Raw genomic sequence first — 14,904 nt, 5'->3', positions numbered from 1 at the left:
TTTATATTTTTTTCACAATTTCAATGATTTCTGTTGTAGACACAGATGGAGTTCTGGGCAAGTAGACTACATCGCAAGCATCTTTGACCCAGTCAAATCGACCTGTCCAATCATCACCCATCACCAATACATCAGCAGAATATTGCTTAATGTAGTTCATTTTTAGCTCTAAAGATTCTTCAATGAAAACCTCATCCACGCATCTAAGTGCGCGAATAATTTTAATTCGCTCATTCTGAGAGTAAATGGGGTAGCGATTTTTTTTCGCCATATTGAGAGCATCTGATGATATCCCCACTATAAGATAATCACCATATTCTTTAGCCCTCTCTAGAATATTAATATGACCAACATGAAAAACATCAAATGTACCAAATGTGATGACAACTTTACCTTTCAATTTTATCCTCCTTTGTTCCAAAAAAATGCATGAAAAAATATATCTCCATCACTGACAAAATATAAATAGAGATTGAAGAAAACCAGCCATGCATGAAAAACAAAAGCCAAAACCAAACTAACATTGTTTTAGCTGTATGATGTGGTACCAAGCGACTGCAGAAATAATGAAAAAATTTAACGTAAAAAACAAAAGACAATATATATATGAAAAGTAAATGAAAACCAAAATAGAACCAAGTGAGGATACCCACGTGAATGTTTCCACCACTAGGTCTTTGGAGTATATATTTAGCTGCGTATTCACCAACAGTCTGATACTCAATAGAAAACCATGATGATAATTGCCTTCTTATATGGTTATCAAATACCATTGGCACAAAAGATCCATTATCAAAAGCATTACGCAGCTCATCTCTATGAGTAAATAAAACATATACTTCTGAAATGTGTTGAAAACGGCTTGCGATTGAACTCAATACTTCTTTATACGTCTCAAAAGAATAATATTTAGTATAGGATTCAATACTGATGTTTTCAGCCCCTCTCGAAACATATTTGACATAATATATAGAGGGCGATATAGCCAGAAATACACATAATATAATAAAAAACTTAGGCAATTTTATTTTTATTGATTGCTGTCGAGATAAGAAAATGACAAATAATGACATTAACGCCCCCGCAACCCATCCTCTATACAAGTTTGACAAAACAAACAAACCGATATTAATCGACTTTAATTTTTTGTTGTTTTTATCACAGATAAATAGAGATAATAAAGTAATAGCATCTGGATTAAACAGTGTGAAGAAATATTTCACCACGCCGACATCAACTGTTGGCCCTTCATAAGATAAAGAACCTACCCCCGTTGATATTGAATAATAAAAATAGACCACTTGCAAAATAAGAACAAAAAAAAGCAATCGGCCGGCTATTTTATCGCCACAACTGAAGTTATATGATTCTTTTCTTTCTTTAGATAAGAGCGATATGAGACAATAAAATCCCACCATCAGCGACAATTCTAAAACTCCAGAAAAAAAGTATTCCACCGTGTCTGAAATAGGCCAACCTTTAAAGTCACCACCGAGTTCATTCTGGATAAAAAATGATATAAAGCCATAGAAATTAGCTAAAAAATAAAATAAAAACAATAGTAAAGTTATATTAATTCTCATTTTTTTGGCACAAGCATGTTGACGAGTCTAAAAATATAGTAAATAAATTTATTTTTAACTGACATTTCTTTGAATAGATTCACGTTTAACATTTCAACATACGCATCTTTATATCTTGCAACCTTAAGATAAGTCTTTGCCTTTGACAACCTTATATCATTAATTTTAAAATCAAAAAAATAATCAAAGCCACATAGTTCTTTCTTAGCAATTTCAAGCGAATATATAAAGTTTTCGTAATGCGACACTATTGAATTTACTTTTGATTTATTTATAGTACTCGACCAACTATTCTCTGCACCAATTCTATAAGCACAAAGATACTCATCACAAACAATAATTCCGCTTTCACCTAAATACAACTCTATATATATATCACCTATGGTCGCATTCGTAAACCATATAGGTATTTTATCGAGAGATCGTTTTCTAAAAAAATATGATGCTGTCGGTGCAAACTGCCATGGTGAAAGAAGAACATCTTTCAAGGTTGAAAAAAAACTGTGCCCGCAATAAAAATCCTTAATGTAGATACTATTTTTATCTACACATATAGCATTACTAGTGACGAGTTCTATATCACTGTATGTATCTAGTATTTCCTTTTGTTTGGTGAGTTTCTGTTCTGAAATCCAATAATCATCCCCTTCACAAACCGCAATGTAATCACCTCTTGCGGCAGTAAATACTCTTAATAAATTTGCATTAGCACCAATATTTTTTTCGGAGGTGATAATCTTAATTAATTTAGGATAACGCGTCTGATACTCATAGAGAATTGGTATAGTCCCATCACCACCACAATCCTCCCCAATCACAATTTCAAATGGAAAAGTAGTTTTTTGCATTAAGAAACTATCTATTGCTTGGGCGATATATTGCTCTTGTTTATAGGTAATGCAACATACACTGACTCGAATAGGTTCATCCACTGGCCAGTTAGCTATAATTTCAGCTTCAGTCAAATGAAACAAAATATTTACCTTAATTATTTGATGTGGTAATTAAAAAAGCCTCAAGTGCCAATAAATCACGCTTGCGAATTTTTACTTTCTTGACAGGTGTACCGATATAAACTCCAAAAGCTTCGCAATCTTTGGTTACCAAGGAGAGGGAACCAACCGCCACACCTTCATATAAAGTGACGCCGGGTAACACCACTGAGCCAGAGCCAATAATGACATGCTTACCCAGCGTCACATCCGCATGAGTCACATTAGTATATTCGGTAGGCACCATAGGATTAGTCATAAAGACTCCACTATAATCATCATTACTAGAATAAATACCAACCTTGGAGGAAATATTAGAAAAATCTGACAATGTTATTTTACCAGCACCAATTAATGTACTATGAACTGCGATATGAATATAATTACCAATTTCAATTCCCCCCTCACCTGCAGACAACACACAAAAATCATCAATACGGACATTATTGCCAATCTTGATGCGTTGAGCACCATAAATAGAAGCTTTATCAGAAATCAGCACATTGCTACCGAGAGCAGCAAACCCCATTTTACTTAGTTGTTGTGCGGTAAGAAATCCCATGTCATTAATTTCCTTTTATTAATTGAATGACCTGCTGTTGTTCAGCTATTGTCAGTTCATTAAAAATTGGTAAGCACAGAACTTTCTCAGCTAACACATTCGCCTGTGGTAAATGGGTTATTGCTGCACTCTTTTGACCACGGTAGATTGGCATATTGCTGATCAATGGGTAGAAATAACGACGAGATAATACGCCATGCGCTTTAAGCTTATCATATAACTCATCGCGGCTAAGCGGGTATTCCGCCTCAACCAAAATCGGGAAATAAGAGAAATTACTGTTGGAGTGAGCATTATGCTGATACAGGGTAATGCCTGTTACTCCAGCAAGCTCGGTACGGTAACGCTCATCGACGGCTTGGCGCAGCGCCATAGCCTGATCAATATGCTTAAGCTGCACCAAACCAAATGCGGCATTGATTTCGCTCATTTTGCCGTTAATCCCCGGTGCAGTCACCGTCAGTTCGTCAGCTATACCGAAGTTTTTCAAGCGATCGATGCGTTGTTTGGTTTTGGCATCCTGGCTGATAATCGCACCGCCTTCAAAGGTATTGAATACCTTGGTGGCGTGAAAGCTTAAAATAGAAAGATCACCCCATTTAAGTAAGCTTTCACCTTTATAGCTCACCCCAAAAGCATGGGCGGCATCATAAATCACCTTCAGACCATAGTTGTCAGCAATTCTTTGAATCGCTTCAACATCACAAGGATTGGAATAGCAATGCACCGGCATAATGGCCGTCGTACGTGGAGTAATAGCCGCTTCAATTTTGCTCGGGTCAATATTGAATGTAGTTGGGTCTATATCGACAAATATAGGTTCCAGACCATTCCACATGATCGAGTGGCTAGTTGCCACGAAGGAATAGGGGGTGGTGATCACTTCACCACTGATGCGCAACGCTTGCAGAGCAGTGATTAACGCAATGGTTGCATTATTAAACAGCGAGACATGCTCTACACCAAGATACTCACACAATGCAGCCTCAAGCTGCTGATGGAATGGACCATTATTTGTCAACCAGCGATTATCCCAAATTTTTTCAAGGTAAGGAATAAACTCGTTCAAATCTGGCAAGAATGGCTGAGTGACAGGAATATTTTTATTACTCATAAGGATTCCACAATTATATTATTGAAATATTCAGTTCAATTAACGACGTAGAATGGTACGTAACTGCAGCATCAGTGGCTTTTGGGCCAAAAATAAATACAGTAAATAGCATAATAGAGCAACACCAAGATTAATCATTATCTGTAACAAGGGTTTTTCTCGCCATGCCAAACCCGTAACATAGGCAAAGGCGGTAGACAAGATCACAGCGAACCAGATAGGGGCGAGATCCTTACATTGCTGCCACTGGCTAATATGAGTCAGCTTGGCGGTATAATAAGTGTTAAGTAATAATGCTATATATGAAGTAATGCTCAAACCTATTGCCATCACCAATACACCATAAGGTATGGATAGTAGTAATATGGTCACACCAATGATTTTTTTGAGTACTTCAAGTTTTAAAAAGAGATCGCTACGTCCTGTGACTTGTAATAGATTTAAATTGATAGCGTGAATGGGGTAGAGCATATAGCCTAAACATAACACCGTTAGCAAGACTGCTGCCGGTTGCCACTGGCTACCTAATAAAGACATTAATAATGGTTCTGCAATCAAGCCCAGCCCCATTATTATAGGGAATATCACCATTGCAGCCATTTTTAGCGTCAACTGATACGCATTGCCCAGCTTGCTCAGGTCTTCTTGTAATTGACTGAACATCGGAAAGCTGACCCGTTGAATAATGCCCGTCAAGGTACTTGCGGGTACACTGGCCAGCTGGTTGGCTTGGCTAAAATGCCCAACCACTGCAGGGCTAAATTTTTTACCTATGATGATTTGATACAGGTTGTTATAGGTCACGTCTAATAAACCTGAAAGTAGTAATTTACTACCATATCCAAACAGATAATTAAACGATTGCTTGCTAACCTTACCGATCGGCAGCCAGGGAGCCAACAAATTATACAACAGAGTGTTACAGCTGGCATTTAGCAAGGTCTGGGTGACCAGTGCCCATACCCCAAAACCGTTTATAGCTAACAAGATGGCAGTGGTACCGCTAATCACTACGCTGACGATGGATACTTTCGCCTGGGTTTTAAAATCCATCATAACAACGAGTTTTACTCGGGGGATTAAGGTGAATGCATTAATAACAACCGTTAGACCTAATACCCACAGCAGATTTTTTAATTCATGTTGCTGATAAAAATGGGCCACATAGGGGGCACTTATATAAAGCGCCAGATAACATAATACAGATACAGCAATATTGTAATAAAAGGCAGTGACCAAATCGCTTTCGGTACGATCGGTCTTGCGAATTAACGCCGAAGTAAAACCACTATCGACAAACACATTTGCAATGGCAATAAACACTGCTAACATACCAACCAAACCAAATGCATTCGGTCCCAACAAACGGGCCATAAATATGGTGATAAGTAGTTGAATACCTTGCGTTAATATGCGTTCAATTGCACTCCATTGCAGGCCTTTTTTAGTCTTATTCACTAATTCTGGCATGATTTTATGCCTTTGCCAACGTTAACAAATATTGACCATAACTATTTTTGCTCATTAATTCACCGCGGGAGAACAACTGTTCTTGGTCCAACCAACCTTGAATATGGGCAATTTCTTCTAAACATGCAATTTTATAGCCTTGTCGTTTCTCTAACGTTTCAACAAATTGTGCTGCTTCTAACAGACTCTCATGAGTTCCGGTATCAAGCCAAGCAAAGCCACGGCCTAGCATTTCTACATGCAGATTACCTTTACTTAAATATATCTCATTTAGGCTGGTGATCTCTAACTCGCCACGAGCAGATGGTTTCACACATTTTGCATTATTAACAACATCATTTTGATAAAAATAAAGACCGGTTACCGCATAGTGACTTTTTGGTTTTTCAGGTTTTTCTTCAATCGAGATGGCTTTTTGATTTTCATCAAACTCAACAACACCAAAACGCTCTGGGTCTTTTACCTGATACCCAAAAACTGTTGCACCTTCCCCAGACTCAGCTTTGGCGACTGCTTTTTTTAACTTCGCACTGAAGTTTTGGCCATAAAAAATGTTATCACCAAGCACTAAACAAACCGCATCGCCACCAATAAATTGCTCACCAATAATGAATGCTTGAGCAAGACCATCCGGGCTTGGCTGAACTGCATATTCCAGTGAAATACCAAATTGACTGCCATCACCTAACAAACGTTGAAAGCTGTCTTGATCTTCAGGTGTCGTGATAATCAGAACTTCCCTGATCCCGGCAAGCATCAGTACGGACAGTGGATAATAAATCATAGGCTTGTCATAAACTGGCAAGAGCTGTTTGGAGACTCCCATGGTGATAGGGTACAGACGAGTGCCAGAACCGCCAGCCAGAATAATTCCTTTCATTACTTCTTCTCCCCGTACTGCTTAGCTATCCAAGATTGGTAGGCACCGCTTTTGACATTGTTAACCCACTGCTGGTTATCCAGATACCACTGCACCGTCTTACGGATACCAGACTCGAAGGTCTCTTGCGGTTGCCAGGCGAGTTCGGCGCTCATCTTGCTAGCATCGATGGCATAGCGGCGATCGTGACCGGGACGATCGGCCACATAGGTGATTTGATCGCGGTAGCTTCTCCTCTCATCCCAGCCCTCTCCCCCAAGGTGCGAGGGAGACAGAGGCACCATCTCGTCGAGCAGATCGCAGATGGTATGAACGACGTCCAGATTCTGTTTCTCGTTGTGACCGCCAATGTTGTAGGTTTCACCGATCACACCTGTGGTGACCACGGTATAGAGTGCACGCGCATGATCCTCAACATAGAGCCAATCGCGGATCTGGTCGCCCTTGCCATAAACCGGCAGCGGCTTGCCATCCAGCGCATTGAGGATGACCAGCGGGATCAACTTTTCGGGGAAATGATAGGGGCCATAGTTGTTGGAGCAGTTGGTAACGATAGTCGGCAGGCCATAAGTACGGCGCCAGGCTCGCACCAGATGGTCACTGGAGGCCTTGGAGGCAGAATAGGGGCTGCTGGGGGCGTAGGGGGTCGCTTCAGTAAAGAGTGGCAAGGGCTCACCGGTAGACGCTTCATCCGGATGTGGCAGGTCGCCATACACCTCGTCGGTGGAGATATGGTGGAAGCGGAAGGCCGCCTTGCGCGCCTCGTCCAAACCGTTCCAATAGGCGCGTGCGGCTTCCAGCAACATATAGGTGCCGACGATATTGGTCTCGATGAAGTCGGCGGGGCCAGTGATGGAGCGATCAACGTGACTCTCGGCGGCCAAGTGCATCACGGCATCGGGTTGGTGGCCAGCGAAGATCCGATCCAGTTCGGCGCGGTTGCAAATGTCAACTTGTTCAAACGCATAGCGGTCGCTAGCAGAGACAGCCGCCAAGGATTCCAGGTTGCCCGCATAAGTCAGCTTATCGAGGTTGACTACTGAATCTTGGGTGTGCCGGATGATATGACGAACAACGGCAGAACCGATAAAACCGGCACCACCAGTCACGAGGATCTTCATTGAAAGGTTCCCGATTGCAATCTGATTAAATGGAAAAGAGATTAAGAGATTCATGGTTGGCGGCCGTATGCCACCACATCTATAAACGAGCTAATGATGTAATGGCACAGACACCAGGACAGGTGTGGGAGGAGTCCATTTACCTCAATAGGTTGGCGCTTTATTTCAGGAGCGTGGAAAAACAACATTGATGGAAACGCAGATTATGCCGTTGTCAGCCCAGAAGGTGAACAAGGCTTATGCTACCGCCCTTGGGTTACAGCTCCCAACATGCTGCTTTTAACCTGATTGTCCGTGCTGTTGGCCATCGCATCCTCCAGCTTCTTGTTTTGATTGATGTTTAACAATGTTGTCGCATTACATTGCACACCCAGGCAGTCCACCGCCTGCATTGCTCACATCTTGGGCTATCTGCGCCCCAAACCCGATTCGGGGTCAGATTCTATCTTGTTTAACCCAAAGATGAACAGTCAAAACAATAGGAAAGCGCCTATTGAAATCAGGATTCAAAAAAAACCATTCATGTGATACTGCCCTCCGTGAATCCACTCAGCCGTTGCCGGGGATTGCCCTGCTTTGTTCCAGCATCCAGGCCAGGGCATGTAAACATGTTTAATTTCAAACAATTAAATTCATACCTCAAGCGCTTGCAGGCACTCGGGGATGGCCTGACGCCAACAAGGCCCCCCGCCCCTGTGTACCGGCAGGCTGAAAGCGGCAAGCCGCTTGTGCGATAAGAATGGTCGCGACCAGCCCCTGCACCGGCTCTGACCCTCAACACCCAGATACCGGCAGGCACGGATAGCGAGCCTGAACGCGAGGCTGATGACACAGCGTTGCATCATGGGAAATGCATGAGGAAAGAAGACAGGGATGATTCAGTCCCGATACAGCGGGGTCAGGTAGGATCCGGATTGACTCTCCCTCTTGTTGACCCTCTAATTGGCAGCCTGGACCCTCATCATCATGCATCTTATGAAAATCCTACTGGTTGAAGACGACAAGCTGCTCAATCACCACCTCTCCACCCTGTTGACCGAGGCCCAGAACCAGGTTTACAGCACGGACAATGCCCAGGTGGCGCAGCACTACGCAGCCGACTACCCCATCGATGTCGCCATCATCGATCTGGGCCTGCCTGACATGGATGGCCTTCAGCTCATCACCCGCCTGCGCGAGCAGCAGATCCCCTTTCCCATCATTGTGCTGACGGCCAGAGGCAACTGGCAGGACAAGGTGGAAGGACTGGAGGCCGGGGCGGACGACTACCTGGTCAAACCCTTCCAGAAGGACGAGCTGCTGGCCCGCCTCAATGCGCTGGTACGCCGCAGCGCCGGCTTCATCTCCCCCAGAGTGAAGGCGGGTGACTACGAGCTGGATCTCTCCCGCAAGGAGCTGACCATCGCCGGCGAGGTCACTGTGCTGACCAGTTTCGAATATCTGATCCTGGAATACCTGATGCGAAATGCCCGTCAGGTGGTCTCCAAACAGCAGTTGCTGGATCAGCTCTATGGGGATGGTGAAGGGGATCCCAACACCATCGAGGTGATGGTGAGCCGGCTTCGCAAAAAACTGGATCCGGAAGGGAGCATCCAGCCCATCTCCACCATCCGCCGCCAGGGCTACATCTTCAACCTCGCCTGCAGCTGATGCGCCTTGCCATGTTGCATCCCCTGACCCTGATCCGCCGCTCCTTGCACCTCAAGCTGATGCTGAGTGCCATGCTGGTCATCGCGCTCATCATGGCCTTCTCCGTCTACATACTCTACCTCGGCCATGCCGAGGAGCAGGCCCAGAAAGCCAGTGTCCGCATGCAGGAGAACCTCTCCAAGCTGTTCTCGTCAAAGCAGCCGGAGCCCCACGCCATGACGGATCTAGGCAAGCTCACCCCGGATGCCATCGATCCCAATCTCGATACCCTGATCTGCCGCGCCGACGGAGTGCTGAGCTGGTCCAGCCTGCACATGCCGGAGGTGGTCTCCATCAAGGAGACCATCTGCCGGGATCTGATGAGATACCTGGGGGGACTGGATCAGGACTATTTCTTCAAGCTGCATACCATCAAGAACGGCGAGAGCTACTTCATCTACAGCCTGCGTTTCCTGCGCAATCATGGCGCCGGCCCCACCACCTACTACGTGGTGATGGTCGATTCCGCCCGGCGCTATCAGGCCCAGACCCGCGATTACCTCTACCGCTGCATTCGCCAGGCGCTGCTCGCCTACTGTCTGCTGGGCGCCCTGTTGCTGCTCACCAGTTTCTGGAGCCTCTCCACCCTGCGCACCATGGCGCGCCAGATTGACGAGATCCGCGCCGGTACGCGAGAGGCGCTGTCAAACGACTACGAGCGCGAGCTGACCCCCCTGACAAGCTCGGTCAACCAGTTGCTGGAGAACGAACGCCAGCAGACCCAGCGCTACCAGCACGCCCTCAACGATCTCGCCCACAGCCTGAAAACCCGGCTGGCGCTCATCCAGATCACCGCCCAGGAGCTCAAGCTCGGCCACGACATCCATGACAACATCAATGAACAGATCACCACCATGGATCAGATCATCCAGTACCAGTTGCGCCGCGCCGTCACCGGGCGAAAGCGCCTCGCGAGCAAGGGCACCGAACCGGTTCCCCTTATCGAGAAGCTGCTGGCCAGCCTCGCCAAGGTCTATCGCCACAAGAAGCTGCAGACCGGCTTCCAGTTTGACGACGATGTCTTCTTTCACGGCGAGCAGGGCGATCTGATGGAGCTGATGGGCAACCTGCTGGACAACGCCTGCAAGTTCGCCATCAGCGAGATCCGGGTTCATGTCCGCCACCGGGAGCGCGGCCTGCTCATCGTGGTGGAAGACGACGGCCCCGGCATCGATCCCGGCAAATCGCAGCAGATCTTCCAGCGTGGTGTGCGGGCTGACAGCTCCCCCGGCCAGGGGATTGGCCTCGCCGTGGTGACCGAAATCGTGCACAGCTACGGCGGCGAGATCCGGGTGGATGACTCCCCGCTCGGCGGCGCGAGATTCCACATCACCCTCCCCTGACAGCGCAGAGGCCAGTACCTGGCTTCTGCCGCATTCGGGCGTTGCCATTCCGGTGCTTTCCCTGTCTCACGCCTCACTCCTTATGCTTCGACCAGGCCAAGCACATGGCTGCGAGGCTGACGAGCTTGCGCCCCCATCAGAAGCTGGCCTGCCGCTCCCCTCAGCCCCATGCTCGCGCAGAAACGACAGGCATAAAAAAACCGGCCGCGAGGGCCGGTAAAACAGTTCAGGCTTGTCAGGTGACAATGCGCACCCAGCGGATGAAGACCGGTTTCAATTCCCTATGAAGCCCCGTCCTCTTGAGTACGTAGGTTCACTTTACGCCCCGGTCACTGAATCGGGACTGAACCATGTTCACCCTGGCAAGGCTCAGAGACGGATCCCGAGGGACTGGCGCAGATAGGCTCCCGCCCCGAGCAGCCCCGGCCCTTCATGGGTGATGAGGAAGACCGGAATGTCTTTGAGATAAGGCTTGAAGCGCCCCTTGTCCTCGAAGGCGACCCGAAAGCCCGATCCGATGAAGAACTCCTGGAAGCGCGGCACTATGCCACCGGCGATGTAGACACCGCCGAAGGTGCCCATGTTGAGTGCCAGGTTGCCGGCAAAGCGGCCCATGAGCACGCAGAACAGGCTCAAGGTGCGGCGGCAATCGAGGCAATCCCCCGCCAGCGCGCGCTCGGTAATGTCCTTGGGGGCAAAGGGTTCGGGCTCGCGGCCATCGGATTTGACCAGGCCGCGATAGAGATTGACGAGCCCGGGGCCCGAGAGGAAACGCTCCGCCGACACGTGGCCCAGCTCGCCGCGCATCACCTGCAGCACCGCATCTTCCTCTTCCGTGTTGGCGGCGAAGTCCACGTGACCGCCCTCACCCGGCAGGCTCAGCCACGTCTCACCGGCCTGCACCAGGTGGGCGACGCCAAGGCCGGTCCCTGCGCCATAGATGGCGATGGGCTTGCCGGCCACCGGGGCCGCGCCCCCGAGCTGGATGCGATCGCTCTCGCCGAGCACGGGCACCGCCATGGAGACGGCAGTGAAATCGTTGATCACCTGCAGGCGCGCAAGGCCGAGGTTGGCCTGCATCTCGCGGATGGAGAACTCCCAGCTGTGGTTGGTCATGGCGACCCAGTCACCATTGATGGGACAGGCGATGGCGATGCACGCCTCGCCCACGGTGGCATCGTGCTCTTCGAGATAGAGGCGCACCACAGCCTCCAGGCTGGGATGGGCCAGCCCCGAATAGGTTTTTGCCTGGGAAATGGCGCCCGTCGCCAGTTCACAGAGGGCCAGTCGGGCATTGGTACCGCCAACGTCGCCCACCAGCGCATGGGTATGCTGCATAACAAACTCCTTCGTTACCGACTCGGGGCGGCCCTTACCGTCCCGACATTATTATTTGGCTGCAATACTACTCGAGCCCGCAGCCGGGCTGCGCGATTTATGCAGACAAGTGTGCGCCCGCTCACAGTGTTGTTGCTTTGCAACATTTGTAAGCGTTTTCAAGACGCAAATGGAAGTTTGCAACTAAAAACACGAAATAATTAGACATGAGTCATACTTTGCAGGGCCGAGATTAGTTCCGATAAGCGCTTGTCTTGTATAGTCATCGCGGAGACTGGAAACCTGCTTGAGCTGTGAATTTAGTGCACAGACACTGAAGTTAAATTACAAAAATGCCTGGTGGTAATGATGAATACCCTCGATAAAATTACGAACAATCTGGAAAGTTTCAGTAAATCAGAGCGTAAGGTGGCTGAAGTGATCCTGGCCTCACCCCAGACCGCCATTCACTCCAGCATTGCTACCCTGGCCAAGCTGGCCGATGTGAGCGAACCGACCGTCAACCGTTTCTGCCGTCGCCTCGATACCAAGGGGTTTCCCGATTTCAAGCTGCACCTGGCCCAGAGCCTGGCCAACGGCACCCCTTATGTGAACCGCCACGTGGAAGCGGAAGACGGCCCGGACACCTATACCGCCAAGATCTTCGAATCCACCATGGCCTGCCTTGATGCCGCCAAGAACAGCCTGGACATCTCGGCCATCAACCGCTGCGTCGATATTCTGACCCAGTCCAAGAAGATCAGCTTCTTTGGTCTGGGCGCCTCCTCCGCCGTTGCCCGGGATGCCCAGAACAAGTTCTTCCGCTTCAACATCCCCGTGGTGAGCTTCGATGACATCGTCATGATGCGCATGAGCTGCATCAACAGCAGCGAAGGGGACGTGGTGGTCCTCATCTCCCACACCGGCCGCACCAAGGCCCTGGTGGAAATTGCCGCGCTGGCCCGGGAAAACGATGCCACCGTCATCGGCATGACCGCCAAGGACTCTCCCCTGGCCCGCGAATGCAACCTGGTGCTCTCCATGGACGTGCCGGAAGACACCGACGTCTACATGCCCATGGCCTCGCGCATCGCCCAGCTCGCCCTGGTGGACGTGCTGGCCACCGGTTTCACCCTGCGCCGTGGCATGAAATTTCGCGAAAACCTGAAGAAAGTCAAAGAAGGTTTGCGCGAATCCCGCTTTGATACCCCGCACTCCTCCTGATCATTCGGGGGTCCGCCCCCGACTGTCTATGCCAACGGGCTTGGTGTAGTATCGAAATTCAATCAAACAAGGCCACCCAGATGGCCTGCCAGTTGGCGCCATGCCACATGCTTGACGGGGCAGTATTTCAAGTCATATCAACTTCACATTGGAGTCTTTCATGCCAAGACGTACAAAGATTGTTACCACACTCGGTCCGGCGACCGATCGCGACGGCATTCTCGAGGGGATCATTCGCGCCGGTGCCGACATGGTGCGGATGAACTTCTCCCACGGCACTCCTGAAGATCATATCCAGCGCGCCAACCAGGTGCGTGACATCGCCGCCAAGCTGGGCCGCCACGTGGCCATCATGGGCGATCTGCAAGGCCCCAAGATCCGCGTCTCCACCTTCAAGGATGGCAAGATCTACCTCGCCATCGGTGACAAGTTCATTCTCGATGCCGCCCTCGGCAAGGGCGAAGGCTGCCAGGAGCAGGTCGGCATCGACTACAAGAGCCTGCCGCAGGACGTGGTATCCGGTGACATCCTGCTGCTGGACGATGGCCGCGTGCAACTGAAGGTCGAGCAGGTCGAAGGCACCCGCATCCACACCACGGTGACCGTGGCCGGCCCTCTCTCCAACAACAAGGGCATCAACAAGAAAGGTGGCGGCCTCTCCGCCCCGGCCTTGACCGAGAAGGACAAGGAAGACATCAAGACCGCCGCCCGCATGAACGTGGACTACCTGGCGGTCTCCTTCCCCCGCAGCGGCGATGATCTGCGCTACGCCCGCGAACTGGCCCGCGAAGCCGGCTCCAACGCCAAGATCGTGGCCAAGGTCGAGCGCGCCGAGACCGTCGCCAGCGACGAGGCGATGGAAGACATCATCCTTGGCTCCGATGCCGTCATGGTGGCCCGTGGTGACCTGGGTGTCGAAATCGGCGACCCCGAACTGGTGGGTGTGCAGAAGAAGCTCATTCGCCACTCCCGCCGCCTGAATCGCGTGGTCATCACCGCGACCCAGATGATGGAGTCCATGATCAACGCGCCGCTCCCGACCCGTGCCGAAGTCATGGACGTGGCCAACGCCGTGCTGGACGGTACCGATGCGGTGATGCTCTCCGCCGAGACCGCTGCCGGCCAGTTCCCCATCGAGACCGTGACCTCCATGGCCAGCGTCTGTGTGGGCGCCGAGAAGCACCCGAGCCTGAACGTCTCCAACCACCGCATGAGCTACACCTTCACCTCGGTGGAAGAGGCGGTGGCCATGTCCACCATGTATGCGGCCAACCACCTGGAAGGGGTCAAGGCGATCGTGGCGCTGACCGAGTCGGGCACCACCCCGCTGCTGATGTCCCGCATCAGCTCCGGCCTGCCCATCTTCGCCATGTCTCCTCACAACAAGACCCTGGCCTGGGCCAACCTCTACCGCGGCGTCACCCCCGTGCTGTTTGATGGCGACGAGACCAAGCCGGTCTACGAGGTGTGCCGCGACGCGCTGGACGTGCTCAAGGCCAAGGGACTGCTGCAAAGCGGCGACATGGTATTGCTCACCCACGGTGACAAGATGGAGACCGTCGGCAGCACCAACACCTGCAAGGTGATGATGGTCGAGTAATCGCTCCTC

General features: G+C 49.7%; 13 protein-coding genes. 4 read left to right on the top strand and 9 right to left on the bottom strand.

Translation table 11 applies throughout. The annotated features are described in order from the left end of the window. Position 1: 1 nt before the first annotated feature. The 8 genes from AB5Y53_RS15025 to rfbB are packed head-to-tail and all read right to left on the bottom strand — an operon-like array spanning position 2 to position 7,722. Entirely contained in the window at positions 2 to 400 is a 399-nt protein-coding gene (locus AB5Y53_RS15025) for an adenylyltransferase/cytidyltransferase family protein (protein ID WP_368182433.1), read from the bottom strand. Next, entirely contained in the window at positions 390 to 1,583 is a 1,194-nt protein-coding gene (gene wzy / locus AB5Y53_RS15020) for an oligosaccharide repeat unit polymerase (protein ID WP_368182432.1), read from the bottom strand. Before wzy ends, AB5Y53_RS15025 begins: the two co-directional genes overlap by 11 nt. Further along, positions 1,580 to 2,557, bottom strand: coding sequence for a glycosyltransferase family 2 protein (locus tag AB5Y53_RS15015; protein WP_368182431.1), 978 nt, complete (start codon positions 2,555 to 2,557; stop codon positions 1,580 to 1,582). The genes wzy and AB5Y53_RS15015 overlap by 4 nt, the downstream gene beginning before the upstream one ends. A gap of 10 nt (positions 2,558 to 2,567) precedes the next feature. Next, entirely contained in the window at positions 2,568 to 3,137 is a 570-nt protein-coding gene (locus AB5Y53_RS15010) for a hypothetical protein (RefSeq protein WP_368182429.1), read from the bottom strand. A gap of 4 nt (positions 3,138 to 3,141) precedes the next feature. After that, entirely contained in the window at positions 3,142 to 4,251 is a 1,110-nt protein-coding gene (gene vioA / locus AB5Y53_RS15005) for a dTDP-4-amino-4,6-dideoxy-D-glucose aminotransferase VioA (RefSeq protein ID WP_368182428.1), read from the bottom strand. Positions 4,252 to 4,290: 39 nt separating this feature from the next. After that, the gene (locus AB5Y53_RS15000; protein WP_368182426.1) at positions 4,291 to 5,721 is read right to left on the bottom strand and encodes a lipopolysaccharide biosynthesis protein; all 1,431 of its coding nucleotides are present in this window, start codon (positions 5,719 to 5,721) and stop codon (positions 4,291 to 4,293) included. A 4-nt stretch (positions 5,722 to 5,725) separates the two neighbouring features. After that, positions 5,726 to 6,601, bottom strand: a complete 876-nt coding sequence (gene rfbA, locus AB5Y53_RS14995; protein WP_368182424.1) for a glucose-1-phosphate thymidylyltransferase RfbA — start codon at positions 6,599 to 6,601, stop codon at positions 5,726 to 5,728. Next, the gene (gene rfbB, locus AB5Y53_RS14990; protein WP_368182423.1) at positions 6,601 to 7,722 is read right to left on the bottom strand and encodes a dTDP-glucose 4,6-dehydratase; all 1,122 of its coding nucleotides are present in this window, start codon (positions 7,720 to 7,722) and stop codon (positions 6,601 to 6,603) included. Before rfbB ends, rfbA begins: the two co-directional genes overlap by 1 nt. 975 nt (positions 7,723 to 8,697) lie before the next feature. On the opposite strand from rfbB, the gene AB5Y53_RS14985 reads away from it, so the two are divergent. Further along, on the top strand, positions 8,698 to 9,372 hold the full coding sequence (locus tag AB5Y53_RS14985; protein WP_162540546.1) for a response regulator: 675 nt from the start codon (positions 8,698 to 8,700) through the stop codon (positions 9,370 to 9,372). Then, positions 9,372 to 10,754, top strand: a complete 1,383-nt coding sequence (locus AB5Y53_RS14980; protein ID WP_368182421.1) for an ATP-binding protein — start codon at positions 9,372 to 9,374, stop codon at positions 10,752 to 10,754. The genes AB5Y53_RS14985 and AB5Y53_RS14980 overlap by 1 nt, the downstream gene beginning before the upstream one ends. 369 nt (positions 10,755 to 11,123) lie before the next feature. Here the strand turns inward: AB5Y53_RS14980 and glk are convergent, their stop codons facing one another. Further along, entirely contained in the window at positions 11,124 to 12,092 is a 969-nt protein-coding gene (gene glk, locus AB5Y53_RS14975) for a glucokinase (protein ID WP_048208005.1), read from the bottom strand. 348 nt (positions 12,093 to 12,440) lie between these two features. Here glk and AB5Y53_RS14970 point away from each other — a divergent pair, with 348 nt between their 5' ends. Together AB5Y53_RS14970 and pyk are read left to right on the top strand one after the other, a co-directional pair. Further along, positions 12,441 to 13,295 carry a MurR/RpiR family transcriptional regulator gene (locus AB5Y53_RS14970; RefSeq protein WP_029314760.1) on the top strand — a complete coding sequence of 285 codons (855 nt, stop codon included), beginning with the start codon at positions 12,441 to 12,443 and terminating at the stop codon, positions 13,293 to 13,295. Between the two features lie 160 nt (positions 13,296 to 13,455). Further along, positions 13,456 to 14,895 (top strand): pyruvate kinase, encoded by a 1,440-nt coding sequence (gene pyk, locus AB5Y53_RS14965; protein WP_041214849.1) that lies wholly within the window; start codon positions 13,456 to 13,458, stop codon positions 14,893 to 14,895. The last annotated feature ends 9 nt before the right edge of the window (positions 14,896 to 14,904 follow it).

This window comes from Aeromonas sp. R7-5 (genome assembly GCF_040908015.1).
Lineage (GTDB): Bacteria > Pseudomonadota > Gammaproteobacteria > Enterobacterales > Aeromonadaceae > Aeromonas > Aeromonas caviae.
The sequence above is the reverse complement of the archived record's forward strand: the minus strand, read 5'-3'. Positions and strand labels throughout refer to the sequence as shown.

Excerpts from the sequence above, each read along its gene's own strand:
- AB5Y53_RS14980 (WP_368182421.1), top strand. The coding sequence starts at position 9,372 with ATGCGCCTTGCCATGTTGCATCCCCTGACCCTGATCCGCCGCTCCTTG.
- AB5Y53_RS14970 (WP_029314760.1), top strand. The coding sequence starts at position 12,441 with ATGAATACCCTCGATAAAATTACGAACAATCTGGAAAGTTTCAGTAAA.
- rfbA (WP_368182424.1), bottom strand. The coding sequence starts at position 6,601 with ATGAAAGGAATTATTCTGGCTGGCGGTTCTGGCACTCGTCTGTACCCT.
- glk (WP_048208005.1), bottom strand. The coding sequence starts at position 12,092 with ATGCAGCATACCCATGCGCTGGTGGGCGACGTTGGCGGTACCAATGCC.
- AB5Y53_RS15000 (WP_368182426.1), bottom strand. The coding sequence starts at position 5,721 with ATGCCAGAATTAGTGAATAAGACTAAAAAAGGCCTGCAATGGAGTGCA.
- vioA (WP_368182428.1), bottom strand. The coding sequence starts at position 4,251 with ATGAGTAATAAAAATATTCCTGTCACTCAGCCATTCTTGCCAGATTTG.
- AB5Y53_RS15010 (WP_368182429.1), bottom strand. The coding sequence starts at position 3,137 with ATGGGATTTCTTACCGCACAACAACTAAGTAAAATGGGGTTTGCTGCT.
- AB5Y53_RS14985 (WP_162540546.1), top strand. The coding sequence starts at position 8,698 with ATGAAAATCCTACTGGTTGAAGACGACAAGCTGCTCAATCACCACCTC.
- wzy (WP_368182432.1), bottom strand. The coding sequence starts at position 1,583 with ATGAGAATTAATATAACTTTACTATTGTTTTTATTTTATTTTTTAGCT.
- pyk (WP_041214849.1), top strand. The coding sequence starts at position 13,456 with ATGCCAAGACGTACAAAGATTGTTACCACACTCGGTCCGGCGACCGAT.
- rfbB (WP_368182423.1), bottom strand. The coding sequence starts at position 7,722 with ATGAAGATCCTCGTGACTGGTGGTGCCGGTTTTATCGGTTCTGCCGTT.